Origin of the sequence: Halioglobus japonicus (assembly GCF_001983995.1) — a bacterium.
GTDB classification, from domain to species: domain Bacteria; phylum Pseudomonadota; class Gammaproteobacteria; order Pseudomonadales; family Halieaceae; genus Halioglobus; species Halioglobus japonicus.
Genome location: NZ_CP019450.1, coordinates 1,436,063 through 1,459,196, shown reverse-complemented (window position 1 = coordinate 1,459,196; position 23,134 = coordinate 1,436,063). Strand labels below are relative to the sequence as shown.

At 59.1% G+C, this 23,134-nt stretch carries 24 protein-coding genes; 11 read left to right on the top strand and 13 right to left on the bottom strand.

All coding sequences use genetic code 11. The features are described from left to right. Positions 1–93 precede the first annotated feature (93 nt). Complete coding sequence (locus BST95_RS07015; RefSeq protein WP_084198677.1) at positions 94–1,116, bottom strand: COX15/CtaA family protein; 1,023 nt, start codon at positions 1,114–1,116, stop codon at positions 94–96. A 48-nt stretch (positions 1,117–1,164) separates the two neighbouring features. Further along, positions 1,165–2,070, bottom strand: a complete 906-nt coding sequence (locus tag BST95_RS07010; protein ID WP_084198676.1) for a LysR family transcriptional regulator — start codon at positions 2,068–2,070, stop codon at positions 1,165–1,167. A 127-nt stretch (positions 2,071–2,197) separates the two neighbouring features. Between BST95_RS07010 and BST95_RS07005 the strand changes: the two genes are divergently transcribed. The 5 genes from BST95_RS07005 to BST95_RS06985 all read left to right on the top strand — a co-directional run bounded on the left by BST95_RS07005 (position 2,198) and on the right by BST95_RS06985 (position 7,962). Next, positions 2,198–2,899, top strand: a complete 702-nt coding sequence (locus tag BST95_RS07005) for a CoA transferase subunit A (protein WP_084198675.1) — start codon at positions 2,198–2,200, stop codon at positions 2,897–2,899. 11 nt (positions 2,900–2,910) lie between these two features. Then, positions 2,911–3,567: a 3-oxoacid CoA-transferase subunit B gene (locus tag BST95_RS07000; protein ID WP_084198674.1), complete on the top strand. Its 657-nt coding sequence runs from the start codon at positions 2,911–2,913 to the stop codon at positions 3,565–3,567. A gap of 33 nt (positions 3,568–3,600) precedes the next feature. Further along, positions 3,601–4,788: an acetyl-CoA C-acyltransferase family protein gene (locus BST95_RS06995; protein ID WP_084198673.1), complete on the top strand. Its 1,188-nt coding sequence runs from the start codon at positions 3,601–3,603 to the stop codon at positions 4,786–4,788. 85 nt (positions 4,789–4,873) lie between these two features. Continuing rightward, positions 4,874–6,751, top strand: coding sequence for an ATP-binding cassette domain-containing protein (locus BST95_RS06990; protein ID WP_084198672.1), 1,878 nt, complete (start codon positions 4,874–4,876; stop codon positions 6,749–6,751). A gap of 14 nt (positions 6,752–6,765) precedes the next feature. Continuing rightward, on the top strand, positions 6,766–7,962 hold the full coding sequence (locus tag BST95_RS06985) for a serine hydrolase domain-containing protein (protein ID WP_084198671.1): 1,197 nt from the start codon (positions 6,766–6,768) through the stop codon (positions 7,960–7,962). Positions 7,963–7,967: 5 nt separating this feature from the next. On the opposite strand, the gene BST95_RS06980 is transcribed toward BST95_RS06985, so the two are convergent. Genes BST95_RS06980 through pepD form a run of 3 tightly spaced genes read right to left on the bottom strand, consistent with a single transcriptional unit; the run spans position 7,968 to position 11,262 of the window. Then, on the bottom strand, positions 7,968–8,573 hold the full coding sequence (locus BST95_RS06980) for a cadmium resistance transporter (RefSeq protein WP_169843871.1): 606 nt from the start codon (positions 8,571–8,573) through the stop codon (positions 7,968–7,970). A 45-nt stretch (positions 8,574–8,618) separates the two neighbouring features. Next, the gene (locus tag BST95_RS06975; RefSeq protein ID WP_084198669.1) at positions 8,619–9,806 is read right to left on the bottom strand and encodes an amino acid aminotransferase; all 1,188 of its coding nucleotides are present in this window, start codon (positions 9,804–9,806) and stop codon (positions 8,619–8,621) included. A gap of 16 nt (positions 9,807–9,822) precedes the next feature. Beyond that, positions 9,823–11,262, bottom strand: coding sequence for a beta-Ala-His dipeptidase (pepD, locus tag BST95_RS06970; protein WP_084198668.1), 1,440 nt, complete (start codon positions 11,260–11,262; stop codon positions 9,823–9,825). 158 nt (positions 11,263–11,420) lie between these two features. Here pepD and BST95_RS06965 point away from each other — a divergent pair, with 158 nt between their 5' ends. Further along, entirely contained in the window at positions 11,421–11,606 is a 186-nt protein-coding gene (locus BST95_RS06965; RefSeq protein ID WP_066055063.1) for a hypothetical protein, read from the top strand. Between the two features lie 101 nt (positions 11,607–11,707). On the opposite strand, the gene BST95_RS06960 is transcribed toward BST95_RS06965, so the two are convergent. Further along, positions 11,708–12,532, bottom strand: coding sequence for an esterase/lipase family protein (locus tag BST95_RS06960; RefSeq protein WP_084198667.1), 825 nt, complete (start codon positions 12,530–12,532; stop codon positions 11,708–11,710). Between the two features lie 151 nt (positions 12,533–12,683). Between BST95_RS06960 and cmoA the strand changes: the two genes are divergently transcribed. Next, positions 12,684–13,424: a carboxy-S-adenosyl-L-methionine synthase CmoA gene (cmoA, locus tag BST95_RS06955; RefSeq protein WP_084198666.1), complete on the top strand. Its 741-nt coding sequence runs from the start codon at positions 12,684–12,686 to the stop codon at positions 13,422–13,424. After that, on the top strand, positions 13,421–14,410 hold the full coding sequence (cmoB, locus tag BST95_RS06950; RefSeq protein WP_084198665.1) for a tRNA 5-methoxyuridine(34)/uridine 5-oxyacetic acid(34) synthase CmoB: 990 nt from the start codon (positions 13,421–13,423) through the stop codon (positions 14,408–14,410). The genes cmoA and cmoB overlap by 4 nt, the downstream gene beginning before the upstream one ends. Before the next feature lies 1 nt (position 14,411). Here cmoB and BST95_RS06945 read toward each other — a convergent pair whose 3' ends face one another. Continuing rightward, complete coding sequence (locus BST95_RS06945) at positions 14,412–15,989, bottom strand: peptide chain release factor 3 (protein WP_084198664.1); 1,578 nt, start codon at positions 15,987–15,989, stop codon at positions 14,412–14,414. A gap of 128 nt (positions 15,990–16,117) precedes the next feature. Then, positions 16,118–16,474 carry a hypothetical protein gene (locus BST95_RS19645; RefSeq protein WP_102106190.1) on the bottom strand — a complete coding sequence of 119 codons (357 nt, stop codon included), beginning with the start codon at positions 16,472–16,474 and terminating at the stop codon, positions 16,118–16,120. Positions 16,475–16,620: 146 nt separating this feature from the next. Between BST95_RS19645 and BST95_RS06935 the strand changes: the two genes are divergently transcribed. From BST95_RS06935 to BST95_RS06925, 3 genes are all read left to right on the top strand, one after another. Beyond that, complete coding sequence (locus BST95_RS06935; RefSeq protein WP_084198662.1) at positions 16,621–16,956, top strand: hypothetical protein; 336 nt, start codon at positions 16,621–16,623, stop codon at positions 16,954–16,956. A 246-nt stretch (positions 16,957–17,202) separates the two neighbouring features. Beyond that, positions 17,203–18,486 carry an ATP-binding protein gene (locus tag BST95_RS06930; protein WP_084198661.1) on the top strand — a complete coding sequence of 428 codons (1,284 nt, stop codon included), beginning with the start codon at positions 17,203–17,205 and terminating at the stop codon, positions 18,484–18,486. After that, positions 18,479–19,009, top strand: coding sequence for a response regulator transcription factor (locus BST95_RS06925; RefSeq protein WP_205737341.1), 531 nt, complete (start codon positions 18,479–18,481; stop codon positions 19,007–19,009). Before BST95_RS06930 ends, BST95_RS06925 begins: the two co-directional genes overlap by 8 nt. A gap of 166 nt (positions 19,010–19,175) precedes the next feature. Here the strand turns inward: BST95_RS06925 and lipB are convergent, their stop codons facing one another. The 5 genes from lipB to mltB all read right to left on the bottom strand — a co-directional run bounded on the left by lipB (position 19,176) and on the right by mltB (position 23,127). Next, entirely contained in the window at positions 19,176–19,793 is a 618-nt protein-coding gene (lipB, locus tag BST95_RS06920; protein ID WP_066055090.1) for a lipoyl(octanoyl) transferase LipB, read from the bottom strand. Further along, complete coding sequence (locus tag BST95_RS06915; RefSeq protein WP_084198660.1) at positions 19,793–20,062, bottom strand: HP0495 family protein; 270 nt, start codon at positions 20,060–20,062, stop codon at positions 19,793–19,795. Before BST95_RS06915 ends, lipB begins: the two co-directional genes overlap by 1 nt. Before the next feature lie 2 nt (positions 20,063–20,064). Beyond that, on the bottom strand, positions 20,065–21,225 hold the full coding sequence (locus BST95_RS06910) for a D-alanyl-D-alanine carboxypeptidase family protein (RefSeq protein WP_084198659.1): 1,161 nt from the start codon (positions 21,223–21,225) through the stop codon (positions 20,065–20,067). A gap of 79 nt (positions 21,226–21,304) precedes the next feature. After that, complete coding sequence (locus tag BST95_RS06905; protein ID WP_205737340.1) at positions 21,305–22,138, bottom strand: septal ring lytic transglycosylase RlpA family protein; 834 nt, start codon at positions 22,136–22,138, stop codon at positions 21,305–21,307. Further along, positions 22,135–23,127 (bottom strand): lytic murein transglycosylase B, encoded by a 993-nt coding sequence (gene mltB / locus BST95_RS06900; protein WP_084201078.1) that lies wholly within the window; start codon positions 23,125–23,127, stop codon positions 22,135–22,137. The genes BST95_RS06905 and mltB overlap by 4 nt, the downstream gene beginning before the upstream one ends. Positions 23,128–23,134: the final 7 nt, after the last annotated feature.

Below are 23,134 nucleotides of genomic sequence, written 5' to 3'. Positions count from 1 at the left end.
GGGACTCAGTGCGGTTTGGTGCAAACGCCAAACCCGAGCGCCGCCAAAATGTCGGCCGGCGCGAAGACGATAAGAACCTGCAGTTCTGGTAGGTCAGCCCCGCTGCCTGAGCAAAACATGGCTGGTATATAGACTGGTCGTGAGCAGCAACACCGCGCCGCCCTGATGCAGGGCGGCCAACCAAACCGGCACATGAAGTAGCAGAGTACTGATTCCCAGAACCACCTGAAACCACAACGCAGCGACCATCAATCCGGCGGCCATGCCTGCGCCGCTCGCCAGCGCGCGCCAGGCATACACATGCACCAGGCCAAACAACACATAGGCAAACATGCGGTGGTTGAACTGCACGGTGGTGATATCTTCAAACGCCGATACCCACCAGGGATCTAGAGAGTAAAGCAACGGTGGAATGAAGGATGTACCCATCAAGGGCCAGGTGTTGTAGGCAAAACCGGCGCGAATACCCGCCACCAGCCCACCGGATAAGATCATCAGGAACACCAGCACAGGTATCGCCCGCGCCCATGCCGCTGCCGCAGGCGCCGCGACCCTTTTACCCTGAAACGACAGGTCAAAGGCCACCCAAAGCATGTAGGAATATATAATCACGGCAAGCCCAAGATGCGATGTCAGGCGGTACTGGCTCACCCTGGGGTTATCCACCAGACCACTCTTCACCATGTACCAACCGAGCAGGCCCTGCAGACCACCGAGCACAAACAGTATCCAGAGTTTGGGCATAACGCCCTGACGCACTCGCCCTTTAATGGCGAAAAACAGCATGGGGATGAAAAACAAAACCCCAATCAAACGCCCCAGCACCCGGTGCAGGTATTCGTACATAAAAATAGACTTGAAGCCGTCCAGATCCATGCCGCGATTCACCTTCTGGTACTCGGGAAACTGCTTATACTTGTCAAAGGTTGCCTGCCACTCGGCCTCACTCAGCGGCGGAATCACACCCATTAGCGGTTTCCACTCTACCATCGACAGCCCGGAGTTGGTGAGCCGTGTCACCCCCCCTAGCAGAATCATGCCAAAAATAACGGCAGCACAAAGTAGCAGCCAGGCAGCTACCTGGCGGTCGTATTGGGTTTGCTGGGATAACAACATAACTGGGGTCATTTTTGTTCGAGGCAACATGATACCCCATGCAAGGGGCTAACGGGGGGACTCAGGTGCCCCACATTGAACCAGGATGTCGAACATTGCCTGGGCAGCCACCGACAGCGGGTAGCGCCGTCGGGTAATGACGCCCACTTCACGAGTCACCGCGGGTGCGCCGATCGGCCTGACCTCGGCGCCCATCTCCAGCATCTGGGATTCACTCAGCGAGGGCACCACACTCACACCCAGGTTTTCGGTAACCATACGTCCCACACTGACTAACTGATGGGCCTCAAAAGCGGGGTTAAGCACAATGCCTTTGTCTCGCAGCATGCCATCGATCAGCAGCCGAACACTTGAGGGGCGCTGCAGGGTGATATAGCTGTGATCCTGCAGGTCGCGCCAACGTAGGCCGCGCTCCAGCGCCAGCAAAGGGTGATCGCGGGGCAACACGGCAACCAGCCGATCGGTGAACAATGGGTGAAACTCCAGGTCAGAGGCCTCGCCGGGATCGAAGGTCACCCCAAGCTCCGCCCTGCCTTCTCGCACCATATCCACCACCTGCTCAGCCACGACGTCGTGCACCGTCACATTGATATCGGGGTAGTCGCCATGGAAGCGTTTCAACAACCCTGGCAGCAGGCTGGAGGTGAAGGTAGGCATCGCGGCCACATCCAGCTTGCCACGTCGCAATGCAAACAGATTGTGTACATCATCCAGCGCCTGATCCCAGTCAGACAGCAACCGCCGGGCTACCGGATAAAAAGCCTCGCCCTCCGGTGTCAGCGTGACTGAACGCGTCGAGCGTGCGAACAGGCGGCCGCCTACCGCATCCTCCAGCTTGCGAATGGCGATGCTCAGGGCGGGCTGCGATAAGTGCACCAGCTCACAGGCCTCGGCAAAGCTCTGGCAGCGCGCTACCGCCACAAAAGCCTGCATCTGCTTAACGGTTACATTCATTTGCAATACTTATTAATTGTTCATTATTTTCTATTTGTTAAAAATAGCGCTGTGCTGCAGTCTTGGCAATCCCGACCTGGCGGCAACGCCCGGTCCCTCTACTGGCAGGCAATATCAGGAGAACAGCATGTCCGGTTTCGACAAAGTGGTAGGCAGCTATGAAGAAGCGATGGCGGGCCTCGAAGACAATATGACGGTCATCGCCGGTGGTTTCGGCCTGTGCGGCATCCCGGAAAACCTGATCAAGGAAATCAAGCGCAAGGGCACCAAGGGCCTGACCGTGGTCTCCAACAACGCCGGCGTCGACGGCAAAGGCCTGGGCATTCTGCTGGAAGACCGCCAGATTCGGAAAATGGTGTCGTCATACGTGGGCGAGAATGCGCTTTTCGAGCAGCAGATGATGAGCGGTGAACTGGAGGTGGAACTCACACCCCAGGGCACGCTGGCGGAAAAAATGCGCGCCGGTGGCGCCGGCATTCCCGCGTTCTTTACCGCCACCGGTTACGGCACCCCCGTGGGTGAAGGCAAAGAAGTGCGCGAGTTCGATGGCCGTCACTATATTCTGGAGGAGTCCATCGTTGGCGATTTCTCCATTGGCAAAGCCTGGAAGGCCGACCGCTACGGCAATCTGGTGTTTCGCAGAACCGCTCGCAACTTCAACCCCGGCGCCATTACCGCCGGCAAGATAGCCGTCGTTGAAGTCGAGGAGATTGTCGAGCCCGGGGAACTGGACCCCGACGAGATCCACCTGCCGGGCATTTACGTCAATCGCCTGATCAAGGGCACCTTTGAGAAAACCATTGAACAGCGCACTGTGCGCAGCGCCTGAGGAGAGACGACATGGCACTCACGAGAGAACAACTGGCCCAGCGTGTATCCCAGGAATTTCAAGATGGCTTTTATGTCAATCTGGGTATTGGCATTCCCACGCTTGCGGCGAACTATATCCCCGATGACATGGAGGTCATGCTTCAGTCAGAGAATGGCCTGCTGGGTATGGGCCCCTTCCCCACCGAGGACGAGGTCGACGCCGACCTGATCAACGCAGGCAAACAAACCGTGACCATGGCCACCGGTGCAGCCCTGTTCGATTCCGCCGAATCCTTCGCCATGATTCGCGGCGGCCACGTTGACCTGACCGTACTCGGCGCATTTGAGGTAGATGTGCAGGGCAATATCGCCTCCTACATGATTCCCGGCAAACTGATTAAAGGCATGGGTGGCGCCATGGATCTGGTGGCCGGCGCCGACAACATCATCGTGGTCATGACCCACGCTTCCAAGCACGGCGATTCCAAACTGCTCAAGGAATGCACCCTGCCGCTGACCGGCAAGGGCTGTATCAAGCGCGTGCTGACCGACCTCGCCCTACTGGACATCGAGGACGGGAAATTTATACTCCGCGAGCGCGCTCCCGGTGTGAGCGTCGAAGACATCGCCGCCCTCACCGAAGGGGAACTGGTAATCCCCGACAACGTGCCCGAAATGCAGCTGTAACAGCGCACCCACCGCAACACACAGGATAGATTCATGAGTAATAGAGAAGTAGTAGTACTGAGCGGCGTGCGCAGCGCCATTGCCGACTTCGGCGGCAGCCTTAAAGACGTGGCCCCTACCGAAGTTGCCGGCCAGGTTGTCGCGGAGGCGGTCAAGCGCTCCGGCCTCGAGCCCACTGACATCGGTCATGTAGTGATTGGCAATGTGACCCACTCCGACCGTCGCGATATGTACATGAGTCGCACCGCGGCCCTGAAAGGCGGCCTGCCGATTGAAACCCCTGCCCTCACCGTTAACCGTCTGTGCGGTTCGGGCCTGCAGTCAGTCATCTCCGCCGCCCAGATGATTCTGCTGGGCGACTGTGACGCTGCCGTCGCCGGCGGTGCCGAATCCATGAGCCGCGTCCCTTACTGGCTGCCCAATGCGCGCTTTGGTGCACGTATGGGCGACGGTCAGATGGTCGACGCCATGATGGGCGCACTTACCTGCCCCATGGGTGACACCCACATGGGCATTACCGCCGAAAACCTGGCCGACAAGTACAGCGTCAGCCGCGAAGAGCAGGACGAACTGGCTGCAGAGAGCCACCGTCGCGCCCAGCAGGCCCAGGAAGAAGGCCGTTTCGAGAGCCAGATCCTGCCGATTGAAATCAAAACCCGCAAAGGCACCGTGGTGTTCGACAAAGACGAACACGTGCGCAATGACGCCAAGGCCGAAGACATGGCCAAGCTCCGTCCGGCCTTCAAAAAGGACGGTTCCGTCACTGCCGGCAACGCCTCCGGCCTCAACGACGGCGCAGCCGCCGTGGTACTGATGGAGCGCAGCGAAGCCGAAGCCAAGGGCCTCAAGCCCATGGCAAAAATGGTGGGCTACGCGGTAGCGGCGGTCGACCCTGCGATTATGGGTATTGGCCCGGCACCTGCGGTTCGCCAGCTGATGGAAAAAACCGGCGTTGCTATCGAAGACGTGGACATCTGGGAGTGCAACGAAGCCTTTGCCGCCCAGGCCCTGTCTGTGGTGAAGGAACTGGATCTGGACCCCGCCAAGGTGAACCCCAATGGCTCTGGTATCAGCCTGGGTCACCCCATTGGCGCCACTGGTTCCATGCTGACCGTCAAAGCGGTTTACGAACTGGAGCGCACCGGCGCCCGCTACGCCGTGGTCACCATGTGCATTGGCGGCGGCCAGGGCATTGCCGCCCTGTTCGAGCGCTGCGAGTAACACCCTTCCCGCAGGGGGCACATGCCCCCTGCAATTCTCCCCCCGAGTAACGTAGAATTCGCGTCCTCTCAACGCGGATTCGAGCATGCCCCTACTCACGCTTTCCAATGCCAGCCTGCACTATGGCACCCATGTTCTGCTGGACGACGTCGAGCTGTCGATCGACAGCGGCGACAAGCTCGGCCTGCTCGGGCGCAACGGCGCCGGCAAAACCACACTGCTGAAAGTTCTGGCGGGCGAGCAACCGCTGGACAGCGGCGAACGCTGGCTGCGCCCCGGCACCAACATGGCGCGCCTACACCAGGAACTCCCCGCCGCCGACGACCTCACTGTCTACGACGTGGTCGCGGCAGGCCTCGCTGAAGTCGGCGAACTCATTGCCCGCTATCACCACCTGGTGCTGGAAGGCGATATGGATGCCCTCGCTCAGGTGCAAACCGAACTGGAGGCGAAGGACGGCTGGAGCCTGCAGCAGAAAGTCGAAACCACGATCAGCCAGTTACAGCTGCCCGCGGACGCCACCATGGGCGAGCTCTCCGGCGGCTGGCGGCGGCGTGTGGCGCTGGGGCAGGCACTGGTGAGTGAGCCTGATATCTTGCTGCTGGATGAGCCCACCAACCACCTGGACATTCCCGCCATTGCCTGGCTGGAAGAGCAGCTGCGCAACTACCGCGGCTGCCTGATTCTCATCACCCACGATCGTCGCTTCCTGCAGAATGTGGTGAACTGCATCGCCGAACTGGACCGGGGCCACCTGAGCCTGTGGCGCGGCGATTACCGCGGTTTCCTCAAGCACCGCGAACAGGAGCTGGCAGCCGAGGAACGCGCCAACGAACTGTTCGACAAGAAACTGGCCCAGGAAGAAGCCTGGATCCGCCAGGGCATCAAGGCCCGCCGCACCCGCAACGAAGGTCGCGTGCGCGCCCTGAAAGCCATGCGCAATGAAAGGGCCCAGCGCCGCGAGCGCCAGGGCAGCGCCGGCTTCTCGGTGGAAGATGCCAGCCGCTCCGGCAAGATCGTGGCGGAGCTGCAACATGTCAGCCAGGCCTACGACAACAAGACCCTGCTGCACGACTTCAGCACTGTTGTGCAGCGCGGCGACCGCATCGGCATTGTCGGGCCCAACGGCGCCGGTAAATCGACGCTGGTAAAAATTCTGCTGGGTGAACTCGCGCCCGACAGCGGCACCGTCAAGCTGGGCACCAAACTGGAAATTGCCTACTCGGATCAGCTGCGCGGCCACCTCGACCCCGAGAAGGACCTGATCGACAACGTGTGTGGCGGCCGCGATTTCATCGAAATCGATGGTAAGCGCAAACACGCCATTTCCTATCTGGGCGAGTTCCTGTTTTCACCTGACCGCGTGCGCACACCAGTAAAAGCGCTGTCAGGGGGCGAGCAAAACCGCGCCGTGCTGGCTCGCCTGTTCAGCAAACCCGCCAACCTGCTGGTGCTCGACGAACCCACCAACGACCTCGACATCGAGACCCTGGAACTACTGGAAGAAATTCTGTTAAGTTTTGAGGGCACTGTTCTGCTGGTCAGCCACGACCGCGAATTCATGGACAATGTCGTGACCAGCCTGTTCGTGCTGGAAGGCGATGGCGTCGTCAACGAACAGGCCGGCGGCTACAGCGACTGGGAAGCCCGCGGCGGCAAGCTTTTGGAGCTCGGCCAGGCAAAAGAAAAACCCGCCGCGCCAGCGGCTAAGCCCGCGGCTGAACCTGAGACACCGGCCGCAGCGAAGCGTAAGCTTTCCTACAAGGAGCAACGCGAGCTGGACGCCCTGCCCGCCCTGATCGATGAACTGGAGACCCGCCAGGCGACGCTCGAGGCGCAGACCTCAGCGGCGGACTTTTATCAGCAAGACCATGTCGAGGTGCAGAAAGTGCTCGACGCAATGACCGAAGTACAAGAACAATTAGACCAGGCCATGGAGCGCTGGGCCGAACTGGAAGACTGAGGAGCTAAACACATATGCTGAAGTGGCTTGTAGGAATCGTTGTTGCACTCGTGATCGCGGTAACAGTTGCGCTGTTTAACACAGACAAACACGTACGCCATCTCGTCACGCACCTGCCCACCGACCGGGACGTGTTGTTCTGGAGCATTGAGCAGCGCGACGGGGCGTTCCGCACCATGGACTGGTTTCCCTTTCTGGCCGGCGCCAATGTCATTGCAGCCGGTGACGACGTCAAACCACTGCCGCAAGGACGCCCGCTGGCGCTGGATGTAGACATCGATCAGTACATGCAGGACCAGCGCAGCGCAGCCATTGTCATTATTCATGACGGCCAGGTGCGCTTTGAAAAATACGGGCTGGACTTCACGGCCGAGGGTCGCTGGACCAGCTTCTCGGTGGCCAAGTCCTTTACTTCTACGCTGGTAGGCGCGGCGATTGCCGACGGTCATATCAAGAGTATCGACGACATGGTGTCTGATTACATCCCGGACCTGCGCGGCTCGGTATACGACGACGTCTCCATCGAGCAACTGCTAACCATGACCTCCGGTGTGCAATGGAACGAAGACTACGAAGACCCCGACAGCGATGTGGCCCGGTTCAATAATCACGAGCCGGCGCCTGGCGTGGACGCCACTGTCAGTTACATGCGCAACCTGTCACGGGAAGCGCCCGCAGGCAGCAAGTGGGTGTACAAGACGGGAGAAACCAACCTGATCGGTGTACTCGTGAGCTCCGCTACGGGCAAAACCCTGTCGGATTATCTATCGGAGAAAATCTGGCGACCCTATGGCATGCAACAGGACGCGACCTGGCTGCTCGGGCTTACCGGCCACGAGATCAGCGGCTGTTGCATACAAGCAGCGACTCGCGACTATGCCCGCTTTGGTATGTTCATGCTCGACGGCGGCAAAGTGAATGGCAACGCTGTGCTGCCTGAAGGCTGGATCGAGAAGGCCACCGTCACCTCAGTCGACACCTACTACTCAAGCAAGGGCTATGGCTACCAGTGGTGGACCTACAGCGACGGCAGCTACGCCGCCCAGGGTATTTTTGGCCAGGGTATTTTTATCGACCCGCAGCGTAAGCTGGTAGTGGCGTCGAACAGTAACTGGCCACGGGCATCGCACCACCCGACCGTGGGCCAGCAGCGGGACGCGTTCTATCTCGCGGTGCAGGCCGCGATTGATTCAGAAAACGCTGCCGAATAGCAGCGTTAGCGCACCAGGGTGTCGTTGGCCGTATCCAACAGGATATAAACACCGACCCCGATCACAATCCAGGGCACAATTTTCACCCCCCACCTATCCACCACTTCCGCCAACGCGCGCTGGGTGCCAATTTTGAGAGCCAGCCCCGCCCAAAGAATGCCACACGCCAGGTAAGACACGATAAGCACCAGTTCACCGGCGATACTGGTATCGGCAAGTAATGGTATCAGCACCAGTAAGCTATCGCTGCTGTTGGCCAGCATCAGCGTCAGGGTCGCCAGCACGGGGCCGGCGGTGGTTGTCGGGAGGCTATTGGTCACACCATTCGCTGCGTCCTTGCGAGCCAGGTAGAGCATGCGCAGGCCCAGCGCAATCGGCACCAGCCCAAAGTAGCCAACCAACCCCGCATCGAGCACACGGCCAATGGCCAGGCCCAACAGCGACACCAGAATCACAAGTATCACCGCGGCGAGGTACGCGAGCACAATACGTTTGCGCTGTGCAGGGTAGGCCCCCTGCAACAGCACGAGAAGCAGCAGGTTGTCGGTGTTGGTGGCCACAAAGCTACTCGCCGCCAGACCGATCAGGCTAAGCTCGTTGACGGAGATCACAGGCAGGACTAAACAGCCCCGCGCGAACGGGGCTGGATGAGCGCTTTATAGCACCGCCGCGACAGCACTGGCGAAGTGGTCGATGTTCTTCGCGTTAACGCCCGCAATATTGATACGCGAGGAATTGAGCATGTAAACCGAGTGCTCCTCGCGCAGGCGAATGGCCTGCTCTGCGCTGAGTCCCAGGAAGGAGAACATGCCTTTCTCGTTTTCAATGAAGGCGAAATCGCGCTGGGTCGCCGCTTCCAGCTTGTCGCGAATGGCTTTACGCAGATCGTTGATCCGGCCGCACATGGCGACCAGTTCGCTGCGCCACAAGGCGTCGAGCTCCTGGTCAACGAGAATACGTCCGGCAATAAGGGCGCCATGCGAAGGCGGCATGGAATAGACGCGCCGCGCCGCCACCAGTGCCTGGCTGACCAGGGCCTCGGCGCTTTCCGGTGTTTTGGCGATAAAGATCGTGGCTCCGGTGCGCTCACGATACAGCCCCATGTTTTTGGAGCAGGACGCGGCCACAATCATCTCGGGCACACGCTCCGCCAAAAGGCGCAGGCCGGCGGCATCCTGGTCGAGGCCATCGCCCAGCCCCTGATAGGCTATGTCTACATAAGGCAGGAAGCCCTGCGCTTCGACCATGTCGGCAATGACGCCCCACTGCTCCAGCGTAAGGTCGGCGCCACAGGGGTTGTGACAACAGCCATGCAGCAATACCACATCGCCCGCCGCTGCCTGTTGCAAGTCTTCAACCATCGCGTCGAAATTCACACCGTGGGTGGCGGGATCGTAGTAACGGTAGTTCGCAAACTCCAACCCCACACTACCGAGCAGCGGGATGTGCACCGGCCAGGTGGGGTCGCTCACCCATACCTTGGCACCCTGGTTGGCGGCATACACCAGTTCAGCGCCGATGCGCAGCGCACCACAACCACCAGGGGCCTGGACACTGGAGACCCGACCACCGGCCAGGGCTGGATGCCCTGCACCCAATAGCAAACGCTGCATACCCGCATTGAAATCTTCACTGCCGGCAGGCGGCATATACGCCTTGGTCACTTCCTCCTGGGCGAGCAGCTCCTGGGCCTTGGTCACGGCTTCAAAGACCGGACACAATCCGTGCTCATCCTTGTAGACCCCAACAGTCAGATCCACTTTATTGGGATGACTGTCCTCTCGGGCCGCAGCGGCGAGGCCGAGAATGGGATCGGGTGGAAGACGTTCCAGTTTATCCAGCATGGTTGGTTCCTTTCATTCAAATATCAGCCAGCAGGGCTTTCAGGTACTGCCAGAAAGGCGTCACGGTAGCAATGTCGAGACGCTCGCTGGGCGAGTGGGCACCACGAATGGTGGGGCCGAAGGACAGAATGTCGACATCGGGTTTCTTGCCCTTAAGAATACCGCACTCCAGCCCGGCGTGTATCGCTTTCACTTCAGGTGTGACATCAAACAGCTTCTCATGCAGGGCAATACCCTGAACCAGCAGAGGTGATTCGAAATCTGGTTGCCAGCCGGGATAACCGACATCGGGAGTGACCTCCAGATCAAAGGCGCGAGCCAGTGCCAGCACCGCTTGCTGCAAGGGCACGGACTGCTCTTCGTTAAAGAACCGGTAACTCGATTCCAGGAAGAGCTCACCGTCACCCAGGCGCAGAATGGCCAGATTGATACTGAGATCGACCAGGTCCGCGGGCTGAGCCAGGCTGTAGGACTGCGCGCCGTGAGGCCAGGCGCTGACCAGGTCAAGCAGCTGCAAGGTGTCCACCTCATCCAGGGCACTGTCGATGGCAGCCGGCGCCAGCGTCGCCTCAATGCCATGATCAACCGCCGGCAAATAGCTGTTCCAGCGCGCCACACAGGTTTGCAGGCGCTCTTGCAGCAATGCTTCCTGCCCGGGCGGGCAGACAAAGCTGATATTGCCTTCGCGCGGAATCACATTGTGGGCCACGCCAATATCAATCATCGCCAGACGCAAGCCGGGCACTTCGCGCAGATACTCCGCGGCGAGTTTAATGGCATTGCCCAACTGCTCGTGAATCTGCACGCCAGAGTGGCCACCGGCCAGGCCGCGCAATGTGAGGGCCCAGCCCTCGCCATTGGCGACGGCATCGTTCGAGAAGCTGCGCGCAAACTGCCAACCGCCACCACCGGCACAGCCAATGTAGAGTTCGTTCCAGTCTTCCGTATCCAGATTCAGCATCACGGTACCGCTTAGCAGCGAGGCATCCAGGTTCAGTGCGCCGCCCAGACCGGTCTCTTCATCCACGGTAAACAGCAGCTCCAGGGGTGGATGCTCCACCGACGGATCGGTCATGACCGCCAGCGCCGCCGCGGCCCCCAGGCCATTGTCCGCACCGAGCGTGGTGCGATCCGCACTCAACCAACCTTCCTCTACCTGCAGCGTGAGAGGGTCAGTGTCAAAATCGTGCGCCTTGTCGGAAGTCTTCACTGTGACCATATCCAGGTGGTTCTGAATAATGACTGTGGGCCGATCTTCACGGCCCGGGCTGGCGGCTACGGACACCACTACATTGCCTTCGGCATCCATCTTCCAGCTGTGGCCACCCTGCTCTGCCTGATCAAGCACATACTGCCGTACAGCCTGTTCTTTCTTGGAGGGACGGGGAGTCTGGGTGAACTGATAAAAATGCTCCCACACATGCGCGGGTTCGGCAGGGTAATTTTCTGGTTTCATGGATCCAATCTGGCGATTTGTCAGGGCCGGAGATTATAGCCCTGCCGGGCTTTTTTCACACAATTTCCCGGTAATTTTTACGCCACTGCAGGGGAACCGCTGGCATACACTGGAGTCGTAGAAAAGCCATAGAACAGCTTTCGATTTAAGAGTGAACAATGAAAAGAATTGATGACGGCAAAGTGAGCCTGGTGGAATTTATGGCGGCGATTAAATTTGCCCGTCCGCGCCAGGCGTTCAAGCGCGATGAACATACAACCCAGTTCGCCGGGTTTACTCCCCGCGCTCGCGCCCACGGCCAGCTTAACCTCGAAGAGTCACACCTGATCCGCAGCGCCAACTAGGCGGCGAATCACTCACGAAACGCGCGGCAGCCCTGCCGCGCCTCAAAGCGCCCTCCAGTAAGCGCTGTCAACATTACAACTACTGCCCCGTCCAATACTGACTAAACAGCGCGCACCAGCGGCGCCCAGCGCGCGTCGCCACAGGATCGCCAGCGGCGATCCTTGATCACCATGTGATTGGCAATCACGGCAAACACCACCGGATTAAAGGGAAAACCGACGTGACTTGCGGCCACCGCCAGATTGGTCACGAAGCGGGGATCCGCCTCGCAGCGCGCAATGCCTGTGCCGACAACGCCATCCGTTTCGCTAAACAGCGCCAGCACCGGCACTTCCAGTTCGCCGCAATAGGTAGAGTCGACCCAGGCCCTGAGTGATTCCTCGGCAACATGGCCCTCGGTGCCATTGAGGCGGCTCATGATCTTGTAAATAGCGGTTCCGCGCGGGTCACCATAGGGCGTGCCCAGCGTAATCACCTGACGTATCCACTGCGGATAACGGTGGGCCAGCGCCACGGCATACAAGCCGCCCAGGCTCCATCCCACGAGCGTTAACTTGCGGCCGCTGGCCCGACACTCGCGACCAATACGGCGGGCAATTTCCGCTTCAGTGACAGCACGGTGTTCCATGAACTCCTCGAGCGTATCGGCACTGGCCTCAGAGGCATTTCGCCCCAGGCCCCATGACACCGCGCGGTAGCCACGGCCTTTTAGAAAGCGCCGCAACATAGCTGTCGAACCGTCCGCCCCCATAAAACCGGGAATTGTCATGACCGTATGGCCATCGCCTTTGGGCAACGAACGCATGAGCGGCGCCATGCACAAACTGGTGCTGGCCTCCAGAAATACCCGCCCCAATTCACTGACGGTGTGACGGAGCTTGGGTGGGGAGAGATCGACCGGGTCTTGGAGTGCGTTCAAGGGCATGCGTAAGGTCCTGCGAGCTATTGTTTTTTATTGATGCAATTGTGGCTTCTTAAGGTTCGCGGGGACAGGCCATGCCACCCGCACCGGTTTAAATAACTATGCTAGAATCGCGGCCTTTCAAACGGGCCCCCAGGGGCCGCGCAGGAGCACCGTGACCGACACCAGGGACAACATTTACGCCGCAGCAGACCCGCTCAAGGAGGCAGGTCTGTTCCGCTTTGACGACAATGTCGCCAAGGTCTTCCCGGACATGATCAAACGCTCTGTCCCGGGCTACACCACCATCGTGGCCATGACGGGCCTGCTCGCCCAACGTTACGCCGCAGAGGGCTCACGGCTCTACGATCTGGGCTGCTCACTGGGCGCTTCCACACTCGCCATGCGCCAGAACCTGCAGGTTGCCGACTGCCGTCTCGTCGGGGTGGACAACTCCGCCGCCATGCTCGAGCGCTGCCGCAGCATTGTCGATACGGACACTCACGACACGCCGGTTGATCTGGTGTGCGCGAAGCTGCAGGACATTGCCATTGAGGAAGCCTCCGTGGTGGTACTGAACTTCACCTTACAGTTTATTCCCGTGGCCGAGCGCGACGCCGTTATCGCGCGCATTTTCGAGGGCCTGCGCCCCGGCGGCGTCATGGTACTGTCGGAGAAAGTTACGTTTGAAGACCCGCATCTGGATGAACTGAATATCGAGCTGCATCACGAGTTCAAACGCGCCAATGGTTACAGCGATATGGAGATCGCCGGCAAACGGGCGGCGCTGGAGAATGTACTGCTGCCTGAGACCCTGGCGCGGCACAAGCAACGTATCGCTGACGCAGGCTTCAGCTCATGCGATGTGTGGTTCCAGTGTTTTAACTTCGCTTCTCTGGTTGCTCTCAAAGCATGAACTATCAGCCGCTGATTGAGCGCTGGCAGGGCACGGAGATGAATGCCTGGGCAGAGCGCCTGCCTGAACAATTAGCAAAAGGTCTTTCTCATCAACGCTACGGCGACCTGGCTCGCTGGCTGGAAGCACTCGCGGCATTGCCAAACCTTGAGGTCGGGGAGCGGACGCTAAACACGTCGCGAGTGGGGGCGACAGGAACTGAAGCGCTCTCTGTAGAGGCGCACGACCAACTACGACAAACGCTGATGGGCCTGCACCCCTGGCGCAAGGGCCCCTTTGAACTGTTCGACGTGCACATTGACACCGAGTGGCGCTCGGACTGGAAATGGGAGCGCCTGGCAGAAAGCATCGCGCCGCTGACAGGGCGCCGTGTCCTCGATGTGGGCTGCGGTAGCGGCTATCACTGCTGGCGGATGGCTGGTGCGGGCGCGCGCGAGGTGATTGGCATCGATCCGACGCCGCTGTTCATTGTGCAGTTCTGGGCCCTGCAGAAATATCTGCTGCAGGATCACGTGTGGGTAGTTCCGGCGGGCATCGAAGATGTGCCCGCGGCACTCAAGGCCTTTGACACCGTCTTCTCCATGGGTGTGCTTTATCACCGGCGCTCCCCCATGGACCACCTGATTGAACTGCGTGATTGTCTGCGTCCCGGCGGCGAGCTGGTGCTGGAAACCCTGGTCATCGAGGGCGAAGCAGGAGAAGTGCTGGTGCCTGAGGGGCGTTACGCACGCATGGGCAATGTGTGGTTTCTACCCAGCTGTGCCACCCTCGAGGGCTGGCTGCGCAAAGTGGGTTTTGTCAACCCGCAGGTCATTGATGTGAGCAACACCAGTACCGATGAGCAGCGCAGTACCGACTGGATGACCTTCCACTCTCTGGCCAATTTCCTGGATCCGGAAGACCCCAGCAAATCGATCGAAGGCTACCCCGCTCCACGTCGCGCGATCGTGACAGCCAATGCCCCCGGCAAATGGCAGCCGCTATAGGCTAGTGTTCGCGCGTCGCGCGGAAATCCAGATCAGGCCAGCGCTCTTCCATGAGTGACAGATTCACCCGAGTCGGTGCCAGGTACGTGAGGTGGCCACCGCCGTCCACCGACAAGTGCTCGGCTGCCTTCTTTCGAAAGTCTTCCAGTTTGCGCGGATCATCGCAGCTAATCCAGCGAGCTGTGTAGACATTCACTGGCTCGTAAATGGCCTCCACCTTGTACTCGTCCTTGAGGCGGTAAGCCACCACATCGAACTGCAGCTGACCGACCGCGCCGACAATCAGGTCGGTTGAACTAATCGGTGCAAACACCTGGGTTGACCCCTCTTCGGAGAGCTGCTGCAAACCCTTTTGCAACTGCTTGGATTTCATCGGGTCCGCCAGGCGGATACGACGAAACAGCTCCGGTGCGAAATGCGGAATCCCGGTGAACTGCAAATCGTCACCCGCAGTGAAGGTGTCGCCGATCTGGATAGTGCCGTGATTGTGCAAGCCGATAATATCGCCGGATACCGCTTCCTCAACCAATACACGCTCGCCGGCCTTGAACGTAACAGCGTCGGCAATTTTGACATCCTTGCCAATCCGCACGTGACGCATTTTCATACCCTTGCTGTAGCGACCGGAACACACGCGCATGAACGCGATACGATCGCGATGCCTGGGATCCATGTTCGCCTGGATTTTAAATACGAAGCCGGAGAATTTTTCCTCGGTGGCAGGCACATTGCGCGAGGTCGTTTCACGACCCAGCGGTTCTGGTGCCCACTCAACAAAGTCATTAAGCAGTTCGCGCACGCCGAAGTTCCCCAGGGCCGTACCGAAAAAGACCGGGCTTAATTTGCCCGCGAGAAATGCCTCAAGGTCGAATTCATGGCTGGCGCCGCGGACCAGCTCAATCTCTTCCACAAAGTCATCGTACTCATCTTCGAGCAGCGCCCGCGCCTCGTCACTATCCAGGCCCTTGATCTGCACGTCGTCGTGAAGCACAGCGCCCTGCCCCTGCTGAAAGCAATGAATCGTATCGGTATAAAGGTTGTAAACGCCTTTGAAGAAGCTCCCCATACCGATGGGCCAGTTGATCGGCGCGCCCTGAATAGCAAGTACCTCTTCGATTTCATCGAGCAGCTCGATGGGATCGCGGATATCACGATCCATCTTGTTCACAAAACTGAAGATCGGCGTGTCGCGAAGGCGGCACACGTTCATCAGCTTAATAGTGCGATCTTCCACACCCTTGGCGCCGTCAATCACCATGAGCGCTGAATCCACAGCGGTGAGGGTACGGTAAGTATCTTCCGAGAAATCCTCGTGTCCCGGCGTATCCAGCAGATTGACGGTGCGTTCGTTATACGGAAACTGCATTACCGAGGACGTCACTGAGATGCCCCGTTCCTGCTCCATGCTCATCCAGTCAGAGGTAGCGTGGGGCCCTTTCTTGCCTTTCACACTGCCGGCCACCTGAATAGCACTGCCCCACAGCAGCAGCTTTTCGGTAATGGTGGTTTTACCGGCGTCCGGGTGCGAGATAATCGCGAAGGTACGACGGGCGGCGATGTCTTTGCCGAGATCTGACATGAGGGTATCCAGGGGAAAAGCGCGGATTTTAACCGAATTTGCTGCTTTAACCACTATCTGGCGGTGAATAGTCAACAAGTCGGATCAGCCGCATGGCACGCCAGGACGCTTTGTGGGATCTTGACAGGCTATTCATCATGGAGGAGAAAATGAGGTATTCCCCCATTTTGCTGGCGTTGTTCGCTATCGCGAGCCAGGCGCAAGATGCACCAACAGACCGAAATTCGTACTGCAGTAATATCGCCAAATTCGCTGAGCAGGCCATGCAAAACCGCCAGGCAGGCCTGCCCCCCAGAAGCCAGATCAATAATATTCGTTTGTACTTCACCACCGATGCAGAGCGCGGGGCCGCAAATGCACTGGTTGAATCCGCGTGAAAAAATAAACAGGCGAGCACGCCGCGACGTCAGCAAATCCAGACCAATCGCTTCCGCGACAATGCTGAAGAATACTGCCTCAAGGGCAAAATCTTCCTCTGAGCGCACCCTGAACCGCTAAAAAATCACCAAAAAGGGCGCAAAAAAGCCGCTATAGTTGGTTTTTTGCCAACCAGGTCACGCTCTGGCTTTGGCAAGCACAGAGCGAATAGGCTAGATTTTAGGCAAATAACACATAAAACGGAGGAAGTATCATGAAGACTTTCCCTGCATTATTCGTTGTTTGTTCCCTCGCCAGTGGCGCAGCCGCTGCTAGTTCAACTGATCGCGCCGGATACTGCGCAAGCATCTCCAGCTACGCTGAACAGGTCATGTTTATCCGCCAGATGAATAAGCCTATCGAAAGCCAGATGGAAAGCGTGCGCTACCAGTTTGACACCGCCGTCGAACAGGCGTCCGCACAGGCCCTGGTGCAGCGAGCCTGGACCGTCGAACGCAGCAGCACATCGCGCGACCAGCAAAAACAAATCAGCCGCTTCGGCGAGAGCACCGAAGCAGCGTGTATCGCTGGGGAAATTTTCCCGGCCTGAATCACGACAGGGGCTCGTCAGCACCCGCGACAGGCCTTTTTGGGCTATCTTTCTGGTCTCCTAACCAGCGGACCAGATCGCGATGGTGGCCTGAGCCGCAGCGAGCGCGGCTGGACACCGCCGCCCAAAAACTACCAGCACACGATGACCGAGGAACAACAGGACTGAGATCAGGCCTACGTGGCTGCAGGAATGTGCGACACTCGGTCGCTGCCCACAACCTGAACACCGGCGTATAATGCCGACGTGAACACGATAGTCGCCAAGCCGGCCAGCCCCTCGCTGGAAAATCTGCGCAGCCTTCTGATCATCCGCAGCATTGCACTGCTGGGGCAGATCGGGGTGCTTTGCTATGTGCTTTACAGCAGTCGCACCACGGAGGATTTGTGGGGCATGACTGCCAGCCTCGCCGTGCTGGGCCTGTTTACCATGGCCACATTCTGGCGCAGCCATCAGGCCTGGCCGGTGTCGGACGGTGAATTCCTGGCGCAGTTACTCATCGACGTAGGCGCCTGGACGGTACTCATGTATTTCACCGGCGGCGCTAACAACCCCTTTATTTCCTACTATATTGTGCCGCTGGTGATCTCCGCCGCCGTACTGCCCTGGCGTCACACCTGGCTGGTAGCGGTAGCCTCACTGGCAGCCTACAGCCTGTTGCTTTACTACTACCGGCCATTCCCGTTATTTACCCCGCACGCCCACATGGGTCACGACAGCAACGCCAATGTCCATATTCTCGGCATGTGGTTTAACTTCCTTTTCAGCGCCGGACTGATCACCTATTTTGTGGTGCGAATGGCCGCCCAACTGCGGCAGCAGGAAGCGCGTGCCGTCGCACAACGCGAAGACCAATTGCGCAACGACCAGATTATGGCCGTGGCCAGCCTGGCCGCCGGCACTGCCCACGAGCTGGGCACGCCAATGTCGACCATGACGGTGCTACTGGATGAAATGCTCGCGGACGATGAGCTATCAGGGCAGGCACGCGAGGACTGCGAACTGTTACAAGCGCAGCTACAACTGTGCCGCAACACCTTAACTGACCTGACCCGCACTGCTGAACTGAAAACCACCACCCAGAGCCAGCCGCTGCCGGTCGATGCATTCGTTGCCCACAGCGTGGAACGCTGGGCGGTACGCAGACCCAACATTCAATACCAGACGCGCATCCTGGTCGCCGGCAAGGCACCGCAAATTCCTTTTGACCCCACGCTTGCTCAGGCCTTTGAAAACCTGCTCAACAATGCGGCCGATGCGGGATCTGAGCGTGTCGAGGTCTCACTCAGCTGGGACGCCCGCAACGCCAGCATCGAAGTACGCGACTGGGGCGAGGGTATTAGCCCTGATCTGCTGGAGGACATTGGCAAGCCTATTATTCGCACCAGCCGCAATGGCCTGGGCATTGGTCTGCTCCTCAGTCATGCCACTGTGGAGCGATACGGTGGCCGGGTGGAGCTGCGCAACGCCGAGGATACTGGCGCCATCGCCACACTGACCCTGCCCCTGCTGGAGGCCGGCCGTGAGTAACAAGATACTACTGGTCGATGACGATCCCACCTTTACCGCAGTGATGACCCGCGGTTTCGAGCGCCGGGGCTTTCAGGTACACAGCTGCTCTAACGGCGCCGAAGCCAAGCGCGAGGCTGAAACTTTCCATCCCAGCCACATCCTGCTCGACCTCAATATGCCGGAGGTTTCAGGGTTGGTCGTATTACCGGAGCTGCTAGCCGCAGCTGCGTCGGCAAAACTGGTGGTTCTCACCGGGTATTCCAGCATTGCCACCGCAGTAGAGGCTACCAAGCTGGGAGCCACGAACTACCTGTGCAAGCCTGCAACCATCGACGAGATACTGGCGGCCTTCGGTGAGACCCAGGCCCAAGCGGAAGTCACGGTACCCAGTGACCCCATCTCTGTTGACCGCCTCGAGTGGGAACATATTCAGCGTGTCCTCAATGACAATGATGGCAATGTCTCAGCAACCGCGCGGGCGCTGGGCATGCATCGACGCACACTACAGCGCAAGCTGCAGAAGCGCCCGGTTAGACGTTAGGCGGGGGTTGACCAGGCGCTAGTCATACGGCGAAACGGTCAGTAAGGGGCCGCTCTTTTCCGCGTCAGGTCAGTTCAGGCACTGTCTGCGAACCAGCTACGAGCACGCTTGGAACAACGCACGGCTTGCGTCTCTGGGGACGCAGCAGCAAATTTTGCAGGGATAACTAGGCAGCCGTCAGTAACTGCTTGAGACGCTCAATAAGGCGCCTGCCAACCAGATCAGCATCGGGGATCCAATCGGGCAGCTGCTTCGCCATCGAAGTCACCTGCAAACCTTCGTAGCCGCAGGGGTTGATACGCTGGAAGGGTTCCAGGTCCATGTCCACGTTCAACGACAGGCCGTGATAGGACCTACCTTTGCGGACCCGCAGGCCCAGCGACGCAATCTTGTTGCCATCGACATAAACGCCCGGCGCCTTGGGATCGGCCGCTGCATCGATATCAAACTCGGCGAGCACTTCGACGATAGCATTCTCGATCAGGGTCACCAGCTCGCGCACACCCATACCGCGACGCTTGAGATCTATGAGCAGATACACCACCCACTGACCCGGACCGTGATAGGTAACCTGACCACCACGGTCTACCTGAATGACCGGAATATCGCCCGGGGCCAATAAGTGCTCAGCCTTGCCCGCCTGCCCCTGGGTAAAGACCCGGGGATGCTGCAGCAACCACAGTTCGTCGGGGGTTGTTGCGTCGCGCCCGTCAGTGAACGCTCGCATATCGTCGAGCACGGTCTGGTAGTCCGCGAGGCCCAGCTCGCGGCTGACAATCTCCATCAGATAACCATCTGCACGTGGCCAGTGGCCATCAGATCCTCGTGTAGCGCGGTCAGCTGGTCCTTACCCGTGGCGGTAATCGTTATCGTCATCGAGGTGAACGTACCCTTGGCACTGTCCTTGACGGTAATGGCGGCCTCATCGAAGCCGGGCGCATGTCGCTGAAAGACTTCCAGGATGACACCGCGGAATTGCTCTGAGCTGCGGCCCAACACCTTGATGGGATATTCGCAGGGAAATTCTATCTTGGGGGGTTCTTGATCGGTCATAACTACACCTTGAACAGGCCGGCAATCCACATCAGGATCATATCCCAGATACGCGCAAAAAAACCGCCTGGTTCAACTGCCTGCAGAGCCACGACCGGACCGGTATACACCGTCTCGCCGTCAAGCGTCATGATCACGGTACCGACCTCGTCGCCAATGGCCAGGGGCGCTTCAAGATCCTCATTGATCTGGACATCGCTCACCAGGTGCTTTTTCTTACCGCGCGGCAAGGTCACCACCGCCTCATCGAGAATACCGACCGGGACATAGTCTTCCTGGCCCTTCCATATACGCGGCTGGTCGAGTTCCTGCCCGGATTCGAACAGTGTGGTGGTCTCAAAGAAGCGGAAGCCATAGTTGAGCAAAGAGCGGGTTTCGTTCTTACGTGAACGCGGGCTGGAAGCACCCATCACCACAGAAATAAGGCGCATACCGCGTCGCTCGGCGGACGCCACCAGGCAGTACCCTGCTTCCTTGGTGTAGCCGGTTTTCATACCGTCAACGGTGGGATCCTCTCCCAGCAGAGAATTGCGGTTGTACTGCTTGATGTCGTTGTAGGTGAACTCGCGCTCTTTGTAGATCGCATACTGCTCGGGATACTCCTTGATCATGGCGTTTGCCAGGGTGGCCAGGTCGCGCGCCGTGGTCAGGTGCTCCGGATGAGGCAGACCGTGCGTATTCACATAGAAGGTGTCCACCATACCCAGCCTTTCAGCGTGGCTGTTCATCATCTGGGCGAACACTTCCTCGCTGCCCGCCAGGTGCTCGGCGACCGCCACCGTGGAGTCGTTGCCGCTGGAAATGATAATGCCGCGTTGCAGGTCGCCGATGGACACGTCCTTGCCTGGCTCGATCCACATCAGCGAGGAACCGGCGAAGCGCGGGTTTTGTGACCACGCGTTTTCACTGATCGCCACCATATCGGTCTCTGCGACATTACCCTCGGCGATTTCAGCAGCGAGCACATAGCTGGTCATCATCTTGGTCAGGCTGGCCGGGGGCAGTGGCAGGTCAGCATTATGCTCGGCCAGCACCTCACCACTGTCGGCATCGACGAGCAGCCAGGCCTTGGCGGCAATTTGCGGCGGGGCCGGGATAATCGTGGCGGCCTGCGCAGCAAAACTGAAAAAAGCCAGAAACAGGACCTGAGAGAGTCGCATCATAGTGATTGAACCGTGGGAATGAGTGTTGCTATGCGGGCATGGTAACGCATGCGTCGGGCCAGCGGAAGAAAGCGGGCCCTCAGGGCAGCGGCTGGCCTTCGGCGTAACCGCCATCACGCAGCTGTTGCTGCACCAGGGCCAGATCAGCACTACTGTCGACCGGCCCGATCCGCACCCGGTACAGTGTTCTGCCACCGGCTTCCACCGGGGCGATAAACACCGGCGCCTGAACAAACCCCTGCAGTTCGCTCTGTAATTGCCGCGCCGACGCCTCGACGCCAAAGGCCCCCATCTGCAGGAAGCGATAGTGGGTGCCAGGGGCGCCGCGATGATCATCGGTGCCGGTAACGCTGACAACTTCAACTTCCACGGGAGCTGTACCCTGCTCCATATAGCCGAGCTTGACTGCGGCGGCATAGGACAGGTCGATCAGCCGATCACCGTGGAAGGGGCCTCGGTCGTTTACCCTGACGACGACACTGCGCCCGTTATTCAGATTGGTGACTCGCGCATAGCTCGGCAACGGTAGGGTTTTGTGCGCCGCTGTGGGGGCGTAGAGGTCGAAAATTTCACCATTGGATGTCTTGTGGCCATGGAACTTACTGCCGTACCAGGACGCCGTGCCCCGCTCCCGGTAGCCCTGGTAGTCCTCGATAATCGTGTAGGTGACGCCATTGACGGTGTAAGGGCTCTTGTTACCGGCAGCCAGAATCGGGTCTGCGCGAGGGACCGCATCCTGGACATCGTCGGGACCGATATGTCGAAGCGGCGCCGCATCCTGCTGCTGGCTATAGCGCGTGGCCTGATAGCGGTCGCTGGCACTGGGCTCGTATGTCGTACGTGAGTCATTGCCCGAGCAGGCCTGAAGTAAAGCTGCGGTCATCAACGCCGCAGCGAGTGGGACCAGCCTCATTCGCGCATGCCAGAGCCTATGGCCATGCTCAGCTGATACACCGCCATAGCGTACATCGCACTGTGGTTGTAGCGCGTAATCACGTAGAAGTTCTCCAGGCCCAACCAGTACTCGAGGCTGGCCGGCTGCTCGAATTCAATGGCAATCGCCATGGCCTTGTCATCGTTCTGGGGCTTGAACTCAAAGCCCGCCGCGGCAAACTCTGAGAGCGTGTAGCGCGGTTTGAGCTTGCGGCCCCGGCTGAGCATCTCTTCGGGCACTTCGGCCGGAGGTTCGGCAGACAACACCACCTTCTGGCCCGGCTGCCATCCGTGCTCCACGAAATAATTAGCCACAGAACCGATCGCATCGGTTTTGTTTTCCCAGATATCTGCCTTGCCGTCGCCATCGAAGTCGATGGCGTAGTTGCGATAGCTGCTGGGCATGAATTGACCATAGCCCATGGCGCCGGCGTATGAGCCGACCGGGGTCAGCGGATCCATGCCCTGGTCGCGGGTCAGAATAAGGTAGTGCTTGAGCTCACTGGTGAAAAACTCCGAGCGCCTGGGGTAGTCAAATGCTAGCGTCGACAATGCATCGATAACCCGATAGCTGCCGCGAATTTTCCCGTACAGGGTTTCCACGCCAATGATGGCGACGATGATTTCAGCAGGTACGCCGGTCTCCGCCTCGGCGCGTTTCAGGGCCTCGCGATTGTCGCGGTAAAACTGCTGGCCGTCGCGAATACGCTGATCATTGAGGAATATCTTGCGGTACTCGTGCCAGGCTTTGATCTTCTCTGCCGGCCGGTTCATGGCATTGATAATGCTCTCCTGGCGCTCGGCGTCACTCATAATCGCCACCAGGGCGTCGCGATCAAACCCCTCCTCTTCGACCAGCTGATCAATGACCGCCAGGGCTGCGGGATTGTCACCGTAATGGGGTTGTGCCAGCGCGAGCGGCGCAACCATTAGGGCCGCCGCCAGGGCGCTTTTCAGGAGGGTATGCATAATCATG

Coding starts and splice junctions, on each gene's coding strand:
- BST95_RS06995 (WP_084198673.1), top strand. CDS start 3,601: ATGAGTAATAGAGAAGTAGTAGTACTGAGCGGCGTGCGCAGCGCCATT.
- BST95_RS06905 (WP_205737340.1), bottom strand. CDS start 22,138: ATGAGGCTGGTCCCACTCGCTGCGGCGTTGATGACCGCAGCTTTACTT.
- BST95_RS06935 (WP_084198662.1), top strand. CDS start 16,621: ATGAAGACTTTCCCTGCATTATTCGTTGTTTGTTCCCTCGCCAGTGGC.
- BST95_RS07005 (WP_084198675.1), top strand. CDS start 2,198: ATGTCCGGTTTCGACAAAGTGGTAGGCAGCTATGAAGAAGCGATGGCG.
- BST95_RS06945 (WP_084198664.1), bottom strand. CDS start 15,989: ATGTCAGATCTCGGCAAAGACATCGCCGCCCGTCGTACCTTCGCGATT.
- BST95_RS06990 (WP_084198672.1), top strand. CDS start 4,874: ATGCCCCTACTCACGCTTTCCAATGCCAGCCTGCACTATGGCACCCAT.
- cmoB (WP_084198665.1), top strand. CDS start 13,421: ATGAACTATCAGCCGCTGATTGAGCGCTGGCAGGGCACGGAGATGAAT.
- BST95_RS06915 (WP_084198660.1), bottom strand. CDS start 20,062: ATGACCGATCAAGAACCCCCCAAGATAGAATTTCCCTGCGAATATCCC.
- pepD (WP_084198668.1), bottom strand. CDS start 11,262: ATGAAACCAGAAAATTACCCTGCCGAACCCGCGCATGTGTGGGAGCAT.
- BST95_RS06965 (WP_066055063.1), top strand. CDS start 11,421: ATGAAAAGAATTGATGACGGCAAAGTGAGCCTGGTGGAATTTATGGCG.
- BST95_RS07015 (WP_084198677.1), bottom strand. CDS start 1,116: ATGTTGTTATCCCAGCAAACCCAATACGACCGCCAGGTAGCTGCCTGG.
- BST95_RS06985 (WP_084198671.1), top strand. CDS start 6,766: ATGCTGAAGTGGCTTGTAGGAATCGTTGTTGCACTCGTGATCGCGGTA.
- lipB (WP_066055090.1), bottom strand. CDS start 19,793: ATGGAGATTGTCAGCCGCGAGCTGGGCCTCGCGGACTACCAGACCGTG.
- BST95_RS06975 (WP_084198669.1), bottom strand. CDS start 9,806: ATGCTGGATAAACTGGAACGTCTTCCACCCGATCCCATTCTCGGCCTC.
- BST95_RS06960 (WP_084198667.1), bottom strand. CDS start 12,532: ATGCCCTTGAACGCACTCCAAGACCCGGTCGATCTCTCCCCACCCAAG.
- BST95_RS07010 (WP_084198676.1), bottom strand. CDS start 2,070: ATGAATGTAACCGTTAAGCAGATGCAGGCTTTTGTGGCGGTAGCGCGC.
- BST95_RS06910 (WP_084198659.1), bottom strand. CDS start 21,225: ATGATGCGACTCTCTCAGGTCCTGTTTCTGGCTTTTTTCAGTTTTGCT.
- BST95_RS07000 (WP_084198674.1), top strand. CDS start 2,911: ATGGCACTCACGAGAGAACAACTGGCCCAGCGTGTATCCCAGGAATTT.
- mltB (WP_084201078.1), bottom strand. CDS start 23,127: ATGCATACCCTCCTGAAAAGCGCCCTGGCGGCGGCCCTAATGGTTGCG.